The sequence below is a fragment of the Terricaulis silvestris genome (genome assembly GCF_009792355.1).
Taxonomy (GTDB): domain Bacteria; phylum Pseudomonadota; class Alphaproteobacteria; order Caulobacterales; family Aquidulcibacteraceae; genus Vitreimonas; species Vitreimonas silvestris.
On record NZ_CP047045.1, the window covers coordinates 858,760 to 876,918 of the forward strand.

An 18,159-nucleotide genomic window follows, 5' to 3' on the forward strand; every position below is an offset into this window, starting at 1 on the left:
CTTGAGGGCAAAGGCGCCGCCAGCGTCATTTTTAGTTTCGCCTGTTGAAACACGCCGCTGCGCGCACTGCAACAGCAGCGGCGAACAGAACTTTGCCGGAATTTAATGGTGCCTTGCGAGGTGCGCGAGCCTCGGGCAAGCATGTGCTTATCCAGGCGGGATGGGAGACGCGCGACATGGCCTTCGATTGGAAAGCGCTCGCGGAGCGCGCCGACCCCCGTAAGTGGAATTGGAGCTGGGTAACACCCGCTCGGAACTGGGCAGTCGCGAACCGCGCGACGGTGCTTTCAACCTCGATTGCGCTGCTCGTCGGCCTGTGGGGCGGCGCTGTGTTGGGGCGCGTGGGCACTGGCTTGCCTGCGCTCAACTTTGCGCAGCTTGGCTCGATCGGCGCCGGTGAGAATGCACGCAGCGCCAACGCGCCGCGTGCCGGGCTGCCGCAAGTCGATGGCATGGCATTCGTGCGCTTGCGCGCCGAGATGGATCAAGCCGAGCCGCGCGCCTGCTTGGAATTTTCGCAGAATCTCTCGACCGACGCGTCGGTCAACTACGCCGACTATCTCGTGCTTGATCCGGTTGCGCCGTTCCAAGTCGATGTGTCGGGGAATTTGCTGTGCTTGGGTGGCTTGCCGTTCGAGCCCGAACGCCAAATGACGGTGCGCGAAGGCCTGCCTTCCGCGTCGGGCGAGCGCACAGAATACGACGAAACCTTCACGCTCACCTTCGGCGATCGCCCAGCCTATGTGGGCTTTGCCGGCGGCGGCGTGATCCTGCCGCGCTCGGAAGCGGACGGCATCGCGATTGAAACGGTAAACGTGTCGCGGCTCGCAGTCGAAGTGCTGCGCGTGCCGGATCGCATTCTTTCGCAGTACCAGCTCGAGCAAGGCGCCACCAACGAAGAGGGCGGCTGGGAGTATTGGAGCTTCAACAGCGCCGGCGAGAATGTCGGCGTGCAAGTGTACGAAGGCACGATCGACGTTGACGTCGGCAGTCGCCGAAACACCGCGATTACCACGGTTTTCGCGCTGGGCGCGGCGCTCAATGAGCTGCGGCCGGGCGCTTACGTCGTCAAAGTGCGCGACGATAGCCCGAGCGCTGGTCAGCGCGCGGACGCGGAGAATGAAAGCCGCGCGTCGTCGTATCGCTGGATTCTCTACACCGACATGGCGCTGCAGAGCTTCTCGGGTGCGACCGGGCTTGATGTCGTGGTGCGCTCGTTGCGCACCGCGCGGCCGCTGGCGAACACCACGCTGACGCTGATCGCTGAGAACAACGAAGAACTGGCACGGACGCGCACTGATCGCGATGGGCGTGTTCATTTCGCTGAGGCTTTGGTCAACGGCGATGGCCCCGCGCGGGCACGCTATGTGATGGCGTATGGCGCCGGCGGCGATTTCGCGGCGCTCGATCTGCAACGGCCCGGGCTCGATCTCTCCGATCGCGGCGTCGACGGACGGCGTGCGCCTGGTGATGTCGATGCGTATCTCTACACCGAACGCGGCATCTATCGACCGGGCGAACGCGTGCGTCTCATTGGTTTGATCCGCGATCCGGTTGGTCGCGCGATCTCCAATCGTGAATCGACGTTGGTCGTCTATCGTCCGAACGGCACGGAAGCGCGGCGCATTCGCATGACGGCCGCCGTCGACGGCGGCGCGATCGCGAAGAACATTCAGCTCGATCGCTCGTCGCCGCGCGGCATGTGGCGCGCTGAAATTTTGGTCGATGGCCAAGAAGCAGCGGCCGGCAGCGTGAGCTGGTCGGTCGAAGATTTCGTGCCGCAGCGTTTGCGTGTTGCGATCGAAGCCAGCGAAGCGGTGCTGCGCGCCGGCCAAGCGCGGCCGATCAATGTGCAGGCGGACTTCCTCTACGGCGCACCGGGCTCCGGCCTTGCGGTCGAGGCCGAAGGCCGGCTCATGATCGATCCGACACCGTTCCCAGATTTCGCGGCGTACTCGTTCGGCAAGGCGGACGAGAGCTTCGACGAACAATTCTTCCAACTCCCCGGCACCGTCACTGACGGCACGGGTGCGGCGCAGCTTGAACTGCGTTTGCCGAACGAGCCGAATACGTCGCTGCCGCTGCGCGCGCGCATGTTGGCGAGCGTCGCCGATCCGGGCGGGCGCGTGGTGCGTGAGAGCTTCACCGTGCCGGTGCGGCTGAACAACGTGTATCTCGGCCTTGCGCCGCAATTCGAAAACCGGCGCGCGGGCGCGGGCGAGCGCGTTGCGTACGACCTGATTGCGCTCAACGCCGACGGTCGGCGCGTGGCGCAGCGCGGCGTGCAATGGCAGCTGGTGCGCGAGGATTGGAATTACGACTGGTATCTCGACGGCGGCCAATGGCGCTGGCGGCGTACAGGGCGCGACATTCCCGTCGATGGCGCGACTGTTGATGTCGGCGGCGGCCAGCCGCTGCGCATTGCGAAGGATGGCCTGCGCGAGGGTTCGTATCGTCTGATCGTGCGCGCCAACGGCACGGAAACGTCCACGCGCTTCGGCGTCGGCTGGGGTGGCCCGGCGGATGACGACCAAACGCCGGACATGGTGAGCGTCGTTGCGCCGAGCGATCCGGTGCGGCCCGGCGCGCGTGCGCGTGTGCAAATCCGTCCGCCGTATGCGGGCGAAGCGCAGATCGTGGTGGCGACCGACCGTGTGATCGAAACGCGCACCGTGCGCGTTGGCAGCGATGGCGCGACCATCGATCTGCCGGTGACGGCGGAGTGGGGTTCGGGCGCGTACGTGCTCGTAACCGTGATGACGCCGCGCGATCCGGTGAACTTGCCGGTGCCGCGCCGCGCTGTTGGCGTCGCGTATGTGCCGGTCGATATGGGCAATCGCACGCTGACCGTTGAAGCGGGCGCTGGCCTGCAGAACGTGCGGCCGCGCACGCATATTGAAGTGCCAGTTACTGTGCGCAATGCGCCGAACGGCGAGCGCGTCCGCGTCGCCATCGCCATGGTGGACGAGGGCATCCTTGGCATCACGCGCTACGAAAGCCCGAATCCGGTCGATTACTTCTTCGGCCGCCGCGCGCTCGGCGTGGACGTGCGCGACGATTACGGCCGCTTGCTCAACCCGAACCTTGGCGCACCGGCGACGGCGCGGCAGGGCGGTGACTCTATTGGCGGCGAGGGCCTCACTGTCGTGCCGACGCGCACAGTGGCGATCATCTCTGACATCGTAGAAGTGCGCGGCGGGCGGGCCATGATCCCGGTCGATATTCCGGACTTCAACGGTACGCTTCTCTTGATGGCGGTGGCCTGGAGTGAGACCGCGCTCGGGCAAGACGCCGAGCAGATCGTCGTCCGCGACCCAGTCGTGGCCGAACTGATTTTGCCGCGCTTCCTCGCGCCCGGTGACGAAGCGCAAGGCGCGCTCAACATCGATAACGTCGAAGGTCCGAACGGCGCTTACACCGTGACGATCGGCGGCGGCGCCAGTGCGCGCATCGCGCGGCAACCGCGTCGCTTCACCCTGAACCGAGGCCAGCGTCAAACCGCGCTGATCCCGATCGCGGGCGGGCCGCTTGGCGTGGGGCAGATCACGCTGAGGCTTGAAGGACCCTCCGGCTTCGCGGCGGTGGAGCGAACGTACGATATTCAGTCGCGCGCGCCGTACTTGCCCATCACGATCACCACGACCGCGCCGCAGGCGGCGGGTGAAAGCTGGCGCGCGCCGGCCGATGCGTTGGCGCGCTTCCAGCCCTCGTCGCAGGCGTTGATCTCGTACTCGAACCTGGCGGGCATCGATCCAGCGCCGCTGATTGATAGCCTCTATCGCTATCCGTACGGCTGCTCGGAACAGCTCACTTCTGTGGCGATGCCCCTCCTGTACTACAACATGCTGGCGTCAGAGGCGGGCCGGGAAACCGATCCGCGCATGCGCCGCCGCATCCAAGAAGCTGTGACGCAATTGCTCGATCGCCAGGCGCCGGACGGTTCGTTCGGGCTCTGGAGCGCGGGCGATGGACACGCTACGCCATGGTTGGGTGCGTACGTCACGGACTTCCTGCAACGTGCGCAGCGCGCCGGTTACGCCGTGCCGCGTCAGCCGATGCAGCAAGCCTATGGCGCGCTGCGGCGTGTGGCTCGGCTCAATGACTTTGGCTCGGTCAACTACGAGTTCGAAGTCTATCGCTGGCCGGGCTCCAACGACTCTACCGAGCTGCTGCGCTCGCGGTCTGCGGCTTATGCGTTGTACGTGCTGGCGAAAGCGGGTGAGGCAGATGTCGGCCAAGTGCGCTACTTCCATGATGCGCGCTTGCAGAACGAACCTTCGCCGCTGGCGCGTGCGCAGATTGGTGCGGCGCTGGCGCACCTGGGTGACCGGGCGCGCTCGCGCAACGCCTTCCGCATGGCAGAGCGTGCGCTCGGTTATCGCAATGTCGGCGACTGGTATCAGACGCCTCTGCGCGATCTCGCGGGCGTGTTGGCGCTGGCGGCGGAAGCGGGCGAGACCGAACTGGTCAATCGCTTGCGGCAACGCCTTGAGCGCGATGCGCCGGATGCCGATCAGCTGATGACTCAAGAGCAAGTGCAATTGCTGCTCGCGGCGAATGCGCTGATGGAGCAGGCGGGGCCGGTGAACGTCACCATGAACGGCCAAGCACTGGCTGAGCGGCGCATCATTGTCGGTGCGCAGCAATTGGCGGCGGGCTTGGTGTTCCGCAACGCGGCGCGCGGGCCGGTGTGGCGCACGCTGTCGCTCTCCGGCGCGCCGCGTGAAGCGCCGCCCGCGATGCAGTCGGGCTACATGATCGACAAGAACGTGTTCCGCCTCGATGGCACCGCCGCCGATCTCGGCAGCATTCGCCAAGGCGATCGCGTCGTCGTGGTGATCAGCGGACAGCCGGAAGGCGCGCGCAATTATCCGACGGTGCTGGTCGATCTCTTGCCTGCGGGCTTGGAGATCGAAACGCTGCTCAGACCGGAGGATGGTTCGGGCGCAACAAGCTATGACGGCAGCATTCGCAATGGGCCGTTCTCGTGGGTTGGCCAGATCACCGACACGCAAGTGTCCGAAGCGCGCGACGATCGCTACGTCGCGTCGGCTAACCTGCGCGGGCAGTTCCGCTATGCGTATATTGCACGCGCGGTGTCGCCGGGGCGGTACACGCTGCCGGCGGCGCAGGTGGAGGACATGTACCGTCCGGGCGTGATGGCGCGCACCAGCACCGGCACGATCACCATCGCGCCGCGGGGTGGTTGATGAACGACAGCCTCTCAAAGGAAGAAGCTTACGAAGCGATGTTCCGGTTTCTGGAGGCGTACTGGGAGCGCGGAGGCAAGACGTCGGACGACATCGCCATTCTGCTTGGATCGATGTCGCTGTTGCGCAGAGGTCGCCCGCTCGACATGGCCCTTTGGAGCGATTGGTTAGAAGCGATCGACAAGGGTGTCGGTGAAGGGGCAGAAGGCTGACGCGATGAAGCGCGGGCCACGAGCGCCACTGCCTCTCACGCCCAGCGGCAAACGCTGGGCGTGGGTGTTGCTCGTCTTCATGCTGACGCTGTTTTCGTTGGACCAGATCTTTCCGCCGCCGCTGGCGCGGGTGCGGGATGTGTCGCCGGTGGTGGTGGATCGCAACGGCGAATGGCTGATGGCGTTCACGACGCGGCAGGGGACGTGGCGGCTTGAGGCGCGGCTGGATGAGATCGATCCGGAGTTTCAGCGCCGGCTGGTTGCGATCGAGGACGCGCGGTTCTGGTGGCATCCGGGCGTTGACCCGATAGCGCTGACGCGGGCGAGTGTTTCGTACGCACGCGCCGGGCGGGTGACGCAGGGTGGCTCGACCATCACCATGCAGTTGGCGCGATTGCTGGAACCGAGACCGAGAACGATTGGCTCGAAGTTGATCGAGATCGTGCGCGCGATCCAGATCGAAAGCCGGATGTCGAAACGCGAGATTCTCGCGGCGTATCTGACGATGGCGCCGTACGGCGGCAATCTCGAAGGCGTGCGCGCAGCGTCGCGCGCGTACTTCCAGCGCGATCCGCAATGGCTCGATGACGCAGAGATGGCGCTGCTGATCGCGCTGCCGCAAGCGCCGGAAGCGCGCCGGCCGGACCGGCATCCGCAAGCGGCGCGTGCGGCGCGCGATCGCGTGCTCGGTATGTTTGTGAGCGCTGGGCTGATCAACCAGCGCCGCGCGGACGAGGGCCGCGAGATCGCGATCCCGGCGCGGGCGCCGTTTCCGTACTCGGCGCCGCACGCAGCGCAAGCTTTGGTGGCGGAGCGGCCCGGTGAGGGCGTCATTGTTTCGTCGCTTGATGCGACGCTGCAGCGTGATCTTGAAGCGTTGGCGCGCCGGCATGCCGCGGGGCTGGAGCGCGACGCGCAGATCGCGATGATCGCGGTGCGGCTGGAGGATCGCACCGTCCGTGCACGCGTCGGTGGGGCGGGGCGCGAGCGGGCCGGTGGTTACATCGACATGACGCGCGCGATCCGGTCGCCGGGCTCGGCGTTGAAGCCGTTTCTCTACGCGATTGCATTCGATGAAGGCATGGCGGCGCCGGAGACGCTTGTACGCGATGCGCCGCGGCGGTTCGGTGGGTATTTGCCGGAGAACTTCGACCGGCGCTTCCACGGCGATGTGACACTGGAAGACGCCTTGCGCCATTCGCTGAACTTGCCGGCGGTGGCGACACTGGAGCGCATTGGCGCTGGGCGCTTCCATGCGGCGCTGACGCGAGCGGGCGCTGATGTGCGCTTGCCGCGCCGCGCGGATGCGGAGCCGGGTCTGGCGTTGGCGCTCGGCGGCGTCGGTATGACGTTGGAAGATTTGGTGCAGCTCTACGCGGCGCTTGGCGATGAGGGGCAGGCGCGGCCGTTGGTGACGGACAATCTCGCGCGCTTTTCGTTCTCGCGCCGCTTCGTGCGCGCCGAGACTGCCGAGCGCGTGTTGGAAATTCTGGCGACGTCGCCGCATCCCGCCGGGCGCGCCCCGTCGCAGGTGGCGCTGAACGCGCCGCGCGTGGCGTTCAAGACGGGGACGTCTTACGGCTTTCGGGATGCATGGTCGGTTGGCGTATCGAACGGCTATGCGATTGGCGTTTGGGTCGGCCGCCCTGACGGCGCTCCGCGTCCGGGCGCGACAGGCCGCAGCGAAGCGTTGCCGGTCTTGTTCGAAGCCTTCGACCTGCTTGGCGGGCCCGGTGAACAATTGCTTGCGTCTGAGCAACACGAACCCGTCGCACCGGCGCTGACGCGATTCGAGACGGAACGCGAGGGACTCTCCATTCTCTTCCCGCCGTCAGGCGCTGAAGTGCTGGTGCTGGATTACGGCGCTGAGGCGCGCGGGCTTTCGCTCTCCGCGCGTGGCGGACGCGCGCCGTTGACGTGGTACGCGGAGGGCCAACGAGTCTCGAGCGAAGAGACAAGCGGTCGCGCAATCTGGCGGCCGGCGGCGCCGGGCTTTTATGATGTCACGGTTGTCGACGCCGATGGCCAGAGCGTGAGCACGCGGGTGCGCATCCGCAGCAGCGGTTGAGAAAGATCTCGGTTGCTCCGCATGGGAGCCGGGGCGCGCGATCCGCGCTGAGGTAGTCTCTAGGGTTTGCATCGATCGTCTCCGATCAACGCTGCGCGCTTCGCGCGCCCCGTTTTCCGGTCGTTTTTCCCGGCCTGGGACGAGGAGTTGTTGAACGCTGACGACAGCCAGCTCGCCTCCTGGACGGTGATCCGGCGTTACCCTTCACCGAAGGATGCGCCTCGGGGCTTAGCTCCATTCCCAGTTCGCCGGTGCTGTGGGCGAGGTTTCCGAACCTTGGACTCGACGGTTTCACTCCCCGCCGACAAATCCCACCGACCGTGTCCAACACATTCCAAAGTTTCGGACGTCTCAGAAATCTCCCGTGTGCGGACGAGGCAAAGGTACACATGGAGTCAATTCGGTCGGATAGATTGGCGCGAATATTTGCAGGCTGGAGCGCGGGGCTTCAGCCCCGCATCGCTGCAAACGCTTGAGCGCGTGGTGAAAATGCGCGCCTGAAGGCGCGCGCTCCAACCTGCATGCATCCGAGCAAAGTGTTGGATAGAGGCGTGCTCTATCCTCCTATTTCAAACGAAAAGCGCGGACCCTAGTGGGTCCGCGCTTTCCTTTTGGATCGGCGCCAGGTTTGGGCGGGTTGGGGCTTAGGCGACGATCTGAGCGGCTTGAGCGAAGGTGGCGAACGCGACCGGGGCAAACACGACGGCGGCGGCGATGAGGCTGTAAAACTTGGTCATTGGTGGCTCCCGAATTGGTGTTTCAATCTCGATGTCCCGAACTTAGACGGTCCCGGTCTGGGCCGATGTGACGGTGGTCACGATATGGGAGTTTGCGTACCCAAGGCCGGGGTGGTAGATGACCGCTCCCGTTGAGATGCAGCCAAAACTCCAAGTTTGGGGGCTCCCGCCGGGCCAACTTTGGAGCCTTTGGGACATGCTGCGCCCGTACGCATCGGCATTTGCCGACCTCATCAACGTCTTGGCTGATTTTCGGAAGATCGACCCTCGTCCTGAAACGATAGAGTCAGCGAAGCGCCGGCTCACGCACGGAAACCCAAACTCAGGGCTTCCGCTGCACGCGCTGCTGGACGCTCAAACCGCGATCATACCAATCTGGATTGAGGCTGGCGGCATTCCCCTGAAATCGACCGCCGCACAACTGCATCACATCGAGAAGCTTCAAGAGCACGGATACAAGGAGAGCCAACTTTTCGACGAGGTCGAGCAGCTAAACCGACGCATCCGAGAGGATTTGCAGGGGCACAGATTCTTACATGTGCGAGACGACTTGGCTCCGTACTTCGACGCCAAGTACCCTTTCGGCGAAGAGGTGTTCCAGAGTTTCTGGTCAGCGAGCGATGATATTTCGGAAGCGAGCAAGTGCCTTGCGTTAGGCCGCTCCACGGCTTGCGTCATGCACCTTATGCGCGCGTCGGAGGTTGGATTGAAAGCCCTGGCCAAAGCCTGCGGCGTCGGCGTTCAGAATGACTGGGGCTCCTACCTTCGCGAGATCGATAAAGCACTAACGGCCAGCATGAAGGCTGCTGGGAAAAAGACGCCCGACGAAGTGTTTTACAGTGAAAGCGCGGTCAAGTTCGATCGCTTCAAAGTCGCGCTGCGGAATCCATCGATGCACGTTGACAAGAGCTACACCGAGGAACGGGCCAGAGAAATATTCGACGCCACCAAGGCGCTCATGCAGCACTTGGCGACTAGGATTTCTGAGTAGGCTTTTTTGCCGGAACGGCCTTGCCGAACGTCCGCTCCATCGCCTTCGGATCGTCAGCGCCGATGCTCTTGGCGAACTCGATAAACCGCTCTTTTTGCGGCTTCTGCTTCTTGGCGGGAGTCTTCTTTTTCGCGGCCATTGGGTATGCCTAATCCCGTTCGATGGTTCGCGCTAGGAGGCGATTATGGACGAACAAACGAACATCATGGTCGGCGTTATGAACGCCACGGTGATGCTCCACGCCATGCTGATTACCGAGTTAGACCGGACCGGGGCAATCTCTAAGGCGGACTTTGGGAAGCTGCTGTTGGACTCCGCTAAGAGCGCGGAGGACAATGCTCCGGAACATCTGCGAGCGCGGAAGCGGTGGGACTTGGACATTGTTCGGCGCGTTGTGAAGCATCTGGACTTGCCCCAACCGGGGTGGACGCCGCTCGTGATCGATGGCGATAAAACGTAGAGAACTCCGCGTTGATCGCGTCGCCCCAAGACTCTTTCATGCTCTCCTCCAATGCAAAACGCGCGGCCTGTTTCAGCCGCGCGCTTCCTTTTCTTCTGTCGTTTGCGTTGTCTTGCCTGAGCGCCGCGTCTGCGACGCAGCCAGCGCGATAGCGCCGCGTCTAGGTCAGGCGGGCCGACTAGTTGTTTGATACGTGAGACGCTTGCCGCTCACGCCCGCAAGCAGGCGTTCGGCGCGGGTGTGGTCGTCAACGCCAAGCGCGATGCGGTTGTTGAAGCGAAACTCGTACTCAGCAAGGTAACGGTGAAGGTGCTTCTCAGAGCAGTGCTGATAGACGCCCTTCATGCCGCGCTTAAACACGCTGAAATAGCCCTCGCACGAATTGTTGTGGATCGCGCCGTTTTCTTCGTAACGCACGTACTCGCCCATCGAGTGATCGACGCGGCCATGTTCTGCGAACTCGCGGCCAATGCCGATATACATGGTCGCGCCATCGGTATGCAGGCGTGACTTAGGGTCGATGTTTTCGCGCACGATCTTGGCGACGGTCGCAAGGTTTGCTTCCGCAACGTGGAAGGTGCGCGCTTGGCCGCCACGCTCAACGAGCGCGATGATCGGGCGCTTGTTGACGCCACCGCGACCGGCTTTCTTGTTCTTGAACGGCTTGCCCTTCGTGGTGAGGTCGGTCGGATTGGCGACTTTGCCGTGATAAGTCTCATCGACCTCCACAACCTTGCCTTCGCCACCAAGCGGCGGGAGCGCGCCACCCGGCGCCATCGCCAAGCGAATGCGGTGCAACATGAACCAAGCGGTTTTCAGATCGACGCCAAGCACGCGCGCGAACTGGTTTGAGCTAAAGCCCTTCTTGCTCGACGCCATGATGTGCATCGCTTGCAGCCAGATGTGCAGCTTGACGTGCGACTTCTCGAAGATCGTTCCAACCTTCACGGTGAACGGCTTGCGGCACGAGTAGCACTTGTAAACGCCGATCCGCGTGGACTTGCCCTTCAGCGCGCCGCTGTCATCCACGACGCCGCAATGCGGGCAGACACGGCCCGTAGGCCAGACGCGCGCCTCAACCCACTTATAGGCGGCGGCTTCGTCGTGCAGGTGTTTGGCCGAAAGGGCGGAAGTCATCTGAATCTCCAGTAGATTCAGTATATAGGCAGGAGTTTGGGTACGTCAACTCCTATATCGTGACGGTGGTCACGGGCGCGGACGCCGGATGGATTCAAGCCGTCGCCACGTTTGCGTTTGGCAAAACGGCCCGGCGCAGCCTTGCAGGCGGAGTATGTCGGCGCCGTCTGGCGTGATGCGTCCGCGATAGGTGCGGCCGTCTTCCGGGTTGACGAGTTCGCCATCGCGGAACGCGCCGTCGCGCCACACCGCATCGATCGCGCCGATCGATCCGGGACGGACGCGTTCCGGATCCCACGACCAGATCAGACGCCCGCACAACGCGTCGCTATTCTCGCGGCACGGCGCGAGGCTGATGACGGCGCCGAGACCAGGCGTCGCCCAATCGCCGGCGAGAGACGCGGGCGTGTCGGCGTTAGCGCGGCTGACTGGCAGCAACAGCGCAGCGAGCGCGATGGTGACCACGATCGCTGCAGGCGATGCCGCCTCGGCGCGTGGCAGCAGAGGCTTGCGCACAGCGGCGGCGAAGCGGGCGTGATACTCCGGATGCTCCGTGCCCATTAGCCGATCCCAGAACGTGAAATAGAGGCCGTAATTGTAACCTTGGGCGTGATGCAGATCGTGGTGCGTGGTCGTCGTCAGCCAATCGAACATCGGACGCCCGTCGCTGCGCGCGGGCATCAGCTCGTAGCCGGAGTGTCCAAGCGTGTTGCGCACGATCTGGTGCAGCATGAAGAGGCCAACGACGGTCCACGGCGTCGGCACGGCGACTACCCAAATCGGTACGAACACGCCCATCACCGCGGCCTCGCCGAGATCGAAGCTGTAGGCGGTGAAGGGCGAAGGGTTGTGGCTCTTATGGTGACGGCGGTGCCATGTGCGGAAGAGCTGTGGCCGGTGCATCAGCCGGTGTACCCAGTAGAAGAACGTGTCGTGCGCCACGACCATCAGCGCGAGGCAGGCCCAGAACCAAACTGGTCCCCATTGCGACGCGATCTCGCTGCCGTGCAGCCAGCCGGCGCGCTCGAGCAACCAGGGGATCAGCCCGATTGTGGAAAAGATCGCCACCGAGCGCAGCGACACCGCGAACTCGGTCACCATTTGACGCGCGGGCGGGCGGGTGTCGCGGATCTTGCGGCCGCGCAGCACGGCGGCGAGTACGACCCAGAGCACGAGCCAGACGCCGATCGCGAAGATGGCGTAGCGGGTAAGGTCTGTTTGAATGAATTTGAGCCAATGCTCGGCGGCTTCTGGAATGAGCGTGGGCATGTGCTTCTCCGTTTCGGGTGACGGAGGAGTGCGCTTGGCTGCCTGAATCGTCTCGTCGCGGCCTGAAAAGGCTGATCGCTTTCGAAAACGGCGAGAGTTTTACGAAATCGGCGAGGGTTGTTTGCGCCATTCTGTGGGCGTGACGCCCGTCGCGTCCTTGAATGCGCGGTTGAAGGGCCCGAGCGAGCCGAACCCTAAATCGAAAGCAATGGTGGAGACCGAGACCTGCGCGTGCGCGGCATCGCGGAGGCGGCGCTTTGCTTCCTCGATGCGGTGCGCGTTGACGAAGGCGGCGAAGTTGCGGTGACCTAGGCCATCGTTGATCAACCGGCGCAGACGGTGCTCAGGCACACCGACCTCTTCGGCGAGGCTGCCAATGGTGAGACCCTCACGCCGCCAAGCTTCGCCCGGACCCATGACGGTTTCAAGCTTGGCCAAGAGGGCGCGGTCGGCAGGGGCGAGAGCGTCGTCCGGCTTGGCGGGCAGGACAGCGCCGAACAGTTCTGGCCGCGCCTGCAGGAACGTCGCCGCGCCTGCGAGGCAGAAGATGGCCATGCCGAGCGCGAAGGCGAACCCATACCAATCGTAACGCAAGCCGAGTGACTCGCCGATCTCGAACGCCGAGAGCGTCATCGCGAACAGCAGGGTCGCCGCCAGGAACGGCCCGCGCAGCTTGCGCCGCTCCTCCACCAGATCGCCGCGCCAGGAGCGCGTGACGATATAGAGGGCATGCAGCGCCAAGCCCGTTTCGATCAGGTTGTGGCTGATCCAGATCGTCGAAAACCACGGCTCGGCGCGCACCACGTTGCCGAACAGTCCAATCACCGTGAGCACGATCCAGGGCGCCAACGTGCGCCAGTCGATCTTGCGGTCCTCGAACAGCGTAACGACGAAGAGCCAGAACTGGCCCATGCCGCCAAACGCCATCAGGTGAACCGGATAAATCAGCCAGCCGACATTGGCGCGCAACGTCGGCGACGAATTGATGACGTAGGCGGCCACGCCGGCGCAGAACAGCGCGCCGGCGATGCGCGTCGATGGCCCACCTTGGCCGCGCGCGAGGCCGATGCCCATTGTCGCGATCGCGCCGATCGCGATGCCGCGCAGCAGAAGTTCGATGATCCCCGCTTCCATACGCTACCTAAACGCGCGCCGCGCTCGTGCGCAAAAGAAAAGGCGCGGACCTTGGAGGTCCGCGCCTTGGCGCCGTTCGTCACCCGAGGGATTGGGAGGGTTAGGCGACGATCAGAGCAGCTTGATGGAGGCCCGCATAAGCCAGCGGTGCGAACACCACGAGCGCGGCGAAAACGGCGAGGCTCTTAAACATTGTCGGCTCCTTGGGTTTGCGTTGTTGTCGTTAACGTTGAGATGCCGCTGCGTTGAAGTTTGGATGCGGGCGCTTTGGTGTTTTCTGTTTTGCGTTTCGCACAAAGCAAAGGCGCGGGTCCCAAAGAGACTCGCGCCTTTTGATCGTCTTCGGGGTGGGATTAAGAGACGATCTGAGCGGCTTGCAGCAGGATCGCGGCGGCGATCGGAGCAAACAGAACGAAGGCGGCGGTGAAGGCGGCGATCTTGGTCATTGGAGTTTCCCTTCCGGTGTTTCGAGTGTGTTTCGTTGTCTTGTGATTATGAGATGCCGGCGCTTCGCCGATCGGATGCGCGTGATGAATTTTTTCTGCATCTTCTTTATCGGGCGCCGTGCATGCAAAAATGCCTCCGCCGTTAAGCAACGATCTGTGCGGCGCCCGTCAGCAGCGTGATGACGACAGGCGCTGCAAGCACAAGCGCGGCTGCGAGCATCGCGATTTTGTATGCGGCGATGAGAGCGTTGATCTTGTCCATCTCGGTTCTCCTGCGCACAGCGTGACGCGCTAGGTGGAGCTCCGCAGTGACCGCGGTGGCAAGAAGCGCAAAGGAAAAGCCGCGAACCTTGGGGGCTCGCGGCTTCCTAGTTGATCGTCGCAGGCGGGTTTGGGGGGATCAGGCGACGATCAAAGCGGCTTGGTTCAGCGTGGCGAACGCCACCGGGGCCATCAGAGCCAGCGCGAGGCCGAGGCTGAGAAACTTGGTCATTGTGCTAGCTCCCTGAATTCGTGTTTTGCGTCGTGTTGAACTGTTGATGCAGTGAACGTAGCGATTGGATGCGTGGGTCGATGTGACGGTGGTCACAGGCTGGTTGTGCGTGGCCGGATGCCGTTTTGGTTCGCATCCGGACTGACCCGGACAGAGCTGAAATCCTGTGATTAATTTCTCCCATGCGAGCAGGGCGCGATCCTCACCTGTCCAATTGGCCGCCAATCGTTTTTGGCGTGCTGTGGCTCGCGACTGTGGCGGTGTGGCTCTTACTGGCTGCCCAGTAGTTTTTCTCCGAACTCCTAGCCCCGGTGTCCCCAGCGCCGGGGCGCCTTGTGCGGCGCCCGTCTGAAAAGGCGGGCCCCGCCGTATGGGAGCGGGGCCCTCTAAGTGGAGCGTCGAACTTAGCGGCGGCGCGGCGGCTCTGGCGGCTGCGGGGGCTGCGGCGGCTCTGGCGGCTGCGGGGGCTGCGGCGGCTCTGGCGGTCGCTCGTAGCGGACGCGACCATCGCCGTTGGCGTCGCGGGCGTCGAAGTGGCGGAGTTGTTGGGCGCGGAACTCCTCGCGCGAATGCCAGCCGTCGCCATTCAGATCGCTTTCGTCGCTGTCGCTGCCGCCCATCCAGAACGTCGGCATGTGCGGGACCGGCGGCACGGCCGGCATAGGCGGCATGGGCGGAACCGGTGGCACAGGTGCTACGAACACATTGCCGTCGCCATGGCGGATCACGTGGACGCGGCGTTCGACGCGGTCGCGAACGCGCTCAGCGCGGTCACGGGCGCGATCGGCATGATCCCGCGCGCGCTCGTCGCGATCGTCGTCTTCGCTGCGGCAAACGGTGGTGGTGCGGGTTTGGCCGTCTTCGGTTTCCGTGGTGGTTTCGCAATCCTGGTCGTTGATGAAGACCATGCTGCGTTCGATTTCTTCGTCGAGGCCTTCCAGTTCGACGTCGAGATCGAGGTTCTCCATCTCGATGCGGACGCCTTCCATGGCGCGCTCGACTTCCGCTTCGACTTCGCGGCCAAGCAATTCGTGATCTTCGTCGGTGAGGCGGTCGTTGTTGTCGCGGTCGAGGTCCGCGAAAAGCCGGTCGGCGTCGCGACCAGCTTCGTCGCGTGACAACCACCCGTCATTGTTGGTGTCGGCGTTAACCGGCTCGCCTCGGTGGAAGACGAAGCGGCGGTTGTTGTTGTCGGAATCGGCGTAGGCGACCATCGTCGTGGCGATCACCGCTGCGCCCAGGGCTAATCCTAGTCTCATGTCATTTACCCTCAGATAGCCCGGCTCGGGCTTGGCAGTGGGCGGACCATGGGACTGCTACGTTTCCGGCGTACGTCAGCGCTGAAACACTGGCGAAACATGCCGCGGATAGCCCTGACAGCTGTAATTGCTACCAGAGCACGCCCCGACCCCATAAATATGAGCCTGATGCCAGAACCCGTCGCACCCCCGCGCGTGCTGATCGTCGATGACGATAACGCCATCCGCGATGGGCTGGTGGAGGTGTTCGAGCGTGCTGGGTTCGATGCATCCTCCGCCGGCGACGTGCCGGGGATGGAACGGCACCTGGCCGCCAAGGGCGCTGACCTCATCATTCTGGATCTGATGATGCCGGGCGAGGACGGGCTCTCGGCCTGCAAACGGCTTTCGGGCAAGGGCCGGGTTCCGATCATTATGCTTTCTGCGCTTGGCGACGATGCTGACCGCATCGTTGGCCTCGAAATCGGCGCTGACGATTATCTCGCCAAGCCCTGCAATCCGCGTGAGCTGGTGGCGCGGGCGCGCGCTGTGCTGCGCCGTCAGCGTGATGCGGACAGCGCGCCGCCTGGTGAGTCGCTGCGCTTTGCCGGTTTCCGCCTCGATATCGCGCGCCGCGAATTGGTTGATCCGGACGATGTCGTGCTGCCGCTTTCGACGGGAGAGTTTCGGTTGCTGCGCGCGTTCGTTGAGCGGCCGCAACGCGTGCTGAGCCGCGAACAATTGCTCGACTACGCGTTCGACAATGACAGCGATGTGTTCGACCGCGCGGTGGATGTGCAGGTGAGCCGTCTGCGAAAGAAGCTGGAGCGTCCCGGTAGCATCGAGATCATCCGCACTGTTCGCGGCGAGGGCTATCTCTTCGCGGTGAAGCCGGTCTCATGATCGACACCCGCAATGGTTTTCCGATCGCCGTTTATCTCGGCGCGCTGGTGGCGCTCGCGCTGACAGCAGCGTTCGTCGCGGTGATGGCGATCGTGATCTGGCTGCCGCCACGGCCGCCGGATGTGGTGCGCGCCGACATGGTGAGCCGGCACTTCAGCCGCGGCTACGAGTTCGCGCAACAGGGCCGCACGGCGCAGGAGCGCGGCGTGGAGTGGCGGATTCAGGCCGCTACGCCGTCCGACACCTATGCCGAGCCGCTGATGGTGGCGAACCGCATGCAGCTCGCGGGTCAACTCAGTTTGCGGCCGGATCAAGTGCGCTTCTCTGCGCAGCACATCGAGCAAGGCGATACGTTCGTGTTTCGCGTGCGCGATGTCGCGGCGATCGAACTGCAAGCGCAGCGCGCCGCGCGCGATCTGGAGCGCAACCGACGCGCACTCGAACGCGCCGAGCGCATGAACACTCAGGAATTGGCGCGGCATCGTGAAGCGCTCGAGCGCGCCCGGCGCGCGGGTGTTCGTGTGCAAGTGCATGGCGATGACGTCGTTGTCGACACCGAAGGGCTCGACGAAGAGATCGAGCGCGCGGTGCGTGAAGTGCAGGCGTTCGAGTGGGACCCCGAGGATTTCGAGGCCGACATCGACGAGGAGGCCATCGAGCGTGAGGTCGACGAAGCGATGCGCAACGTCCCGCCGACGCCGCATGTGCCCCATGTCGGCCCGGTCGGTCCCGTCGCCGCGCCAGCGCCGCCTACGCCTCCCGCGCCGGTCGTCGCCACGCCGCGCGTGCCGGCGCCCGCCGCTGTTACGCCGCCGGAGCCACCCGAGCCGGCGGAGCCCGAAGTACCCGTGTTTGCGCCGGCGCCGCCAGGCGTGGCGCTGATCTCCGGCTTTGAGGTCAGTGCGCAGCTGCCGGACGGTCGCTGGCTCGTCATGCACCAGGGCCGCAACTGGGCCGAGATCGGTTGGATCGGTCGCGCGATGCTGATCATCGGCGGTACGCTGACAATCCTGCTGCTATTGGCCGTGCTGTTCGCGCGGCGGCTGACCAGCCCGATCCGCAATTTCTCCAATGCCGTGCAAGCCGTGGGCGTGAACCCGCAAAGCGAGCCGGTCGCCGAAGAAGGTCCGCGTGAACTGCGCGGCGCGGCACGGGCGGTGAATACGATGCAGGCGCGGCTGCGCGCTTTGATCGCCGACCGAACCAAGACGCTGGCGGCGGTGGCGCATGACATGCGCACGCCGCTGATGCGTCTGCGCTTGCAAGCCGAGAACGTCGCGCCGGAGCAGCGCGAACGGATGGCGAAGGAAATCGAGGAAGTGGAAGCGCTGGTTGCGGGCTTCATCGCGTTCGCGCGCGACGATCCGGCGGAAGAAGCGCGCGTGCGGATCGATTTGAGCGCGCTGCTGCAGAGCATCACCGACGACCGGGTTGAGGCGCGTCAGAATGTGGTGTTTGAAGGCGAGGAGCGGATGATCATTACGGCTCAGTCGCTCGGGCTGAAACGGCTGTTCTCAAACCTGGTAGACAACGCGTTGAAGTACGGCGCGAGCGCGAAGATCACGCTAAAGCGTGAAGAGGGACAAGTCGTCATCGACGTTGAGGACGAAGGTCCCGGCGTGCCGGCGGATCAGCGCGAAAGCGTGTTTGAGCCGTTCGTGCGCTTGCAGGAAGGTGCGAGTGGCGCGGGGCTAGGACTGCCGGCAGCACGCTCCATCGGGCGGGCGCACGGCGGAGAGATTGAAATACTGGACGGCGAGAAGGGGGCGCTGCTGCGCGTGACGTTGCCCGGCTAATGTGGACCGCCGGCGCCCTCGCCGGCCGGCACCGGTGCATGCCGGCGGGGCGCCGGTGGTCCATA

The 18,159-nt window shown here is 64.2% G+C and carries 12 protein-coding genes; 7 read left to right on the forward strand and 5 right to left on the reverse strand.

All coding sequences use genetic code 11. The features are described from left to right. The first annotated feature begins 176 nt into the window (after positions 1-176). From DSM104635_RS04065 to DSM104635_RS04080, 4 genes are all read left to right on the forward strand, one after another. Entirely contained in the window at positions 177-5,210 is a 5,034-nt protein-coding gene (locus tag DSM104635_RS04065; protein ID WP_158764973.1) for an alpha-2-macroglobulin family protein, read from the forward strand. Continuing rightward, positions 5,210-5,422: a hypothetical protein gene (locus DSM104635_RS04070; RefSeq protein WP_158764974.1), complete on the forward strand. Its 213-nt coding sequence runs from the start codon at positions 5,210-5,212 to the stop codon at positions 5,420-5,422. The genes DSM104635_RS04065 and DSM104635_RS04070 overlap by 1 nt, the downstream gene beginning before the upstream one ends. Before the next feature lie 4 nt (positions 5,423-5,426). Then, entirely contained in the window at positions 5,427-7,490 is a 2,064-nt protein-coding gene (pbpC, locus tag DSM104635_RS04075; protein WP_158764975.1) for a penicillin-binding protein 1C, read from the forward strand. 933 nt (positions 7,491-8,423) lie between these two features. Continuing rightward, the gene (locus DSM104635_RS04080; protein WP_228445840.1) at positions 8,424-9,218 is read left to right on the forward strand and encodes a hypothetical protein; all 795 of its coding nucleotides are present in this window, start codon (positions 8,424-8,426) and stop codon (positions 9,216-9,218) included. On the opposite strand, the gene DSM104635_RS04085 is transcribed toward DSM104635_RS04080, so the two are convergent. Continuing rightward, positions 9,202-9,357, reverse strand: a complete 156-nt coding sequence (locus DSM104635_RS04085; RefSeq protein WP_158764977.1) for a hypothetical protein — start codon at positions 9,355-9,357, stop codon at positions 9,202-9,204. The two genes, DSM104635_RS04080 and DSM104635_RS04085, sit on opposite strands and share 17 nt — an antisense overlap. Positions 9,358-9,402: 45 nt before the next feature. Between DSM104635_RS04085 and DSM104635_RS04090 the strand changes: the two genes are divergently transcribed. Next, positions 9,403-9,678 carry a hypothetical protein gene (locus DSM104635_RS04090; protein ID WP_158764978.1) on the forward strand — a complete coding sequence of 92 codons (276 nt, stop codon included), beginning with the start codon at positions 9,403-9,405 and terminating at the stop codon, positions 9,676-9,678. 165 nt (positions 9,679-9,843) lie between these two features. On the opposite strand, the gene DSM104635_RS04095 is transcribed toward DSM104635_RS04090, so the two are convergent. From DSM104635_RS04095 to DSM104635_RS19775, 4 genes are all read right to left on the reverse strand, one after another. Continuing rightward, a complete protein-coding gene (locus DSM104635_RS04095; protein ID WP_158764979.1) occupies positions 9,844-10,815 on the reverse strand; it encodes an IS1595 family transposase in 972 nt (323 codons plus the stop codon). 69 nt (positions 10,816-10,884) lie between these two features. Then, complete coding sequence (locus DSM104635_RS20070; protein ID WP_158764980.1) at positions 10,885-12,084, reverse strand: sterol desaturase family protein; 1,200 nt, start codon at positions 12,082-12,084, stop codon at positions 10,885-10,887. 99 nt (positions 12,085-12,183) lie between these two features. Further along, the gene (locus tag DSM104635_RS04105; RefSeq protein WP_158764981.1) at positions 12,184-13,218 is read right to left on the reverse strand and encodes an AraC family transcriptional regulator; all 1,035 of its coding nucleotides are present in this window, start codon (positions 13,216-13,218) and stop codon (positions 12,184-12,186) included. A 1,343-nt stretch (positions 13,219-14,561) separates the two neighbouring features. Continuing rightward, positions 14,562-15,416 carry a hypothetical protein gene (locus DSM104635_RS19775; RefSeq protein WP_187448168.1) on the reverse strand — a complete coding sequence of 285 codons (855 nt, stop codon included), beginning with the start codon at positions 15,414-15,416 and terminating at the stop codon, positions 14,562-14,564. A gap of 168 nt (positions 15,417-15,584) precedes the next feature. Between DSM104635_RS19775 and DSM104635_RS04115 the strand changes: the two genes are divergently transcribed. Further along, positions 15,585-16,298 (forward strand): response regulator, encoded by a 714-nt coding sequence (locus DSM104635_RS04115; RefSeq protein WP_158764982.1) that lies wholly within the window; start codon positions 15,585-15,587, stop codon positions 16,296-16,298. Further along, a complete protein-coding gene (locus DSM104635_RS04120) occupies positions 16,295-18,094 on the forward strand; it encodes an ATP-binding protein (RefSeq protein WP_158764983.1) in 1,800 nt (599 codons plus the stop codon). Before DSM104635_RS04115 ends, DSM104635_RS04120 begins: the two co-directional genes overlap by 4 nt. Positions 18,095-18,159: the final 65 nt, after the last annotated feature.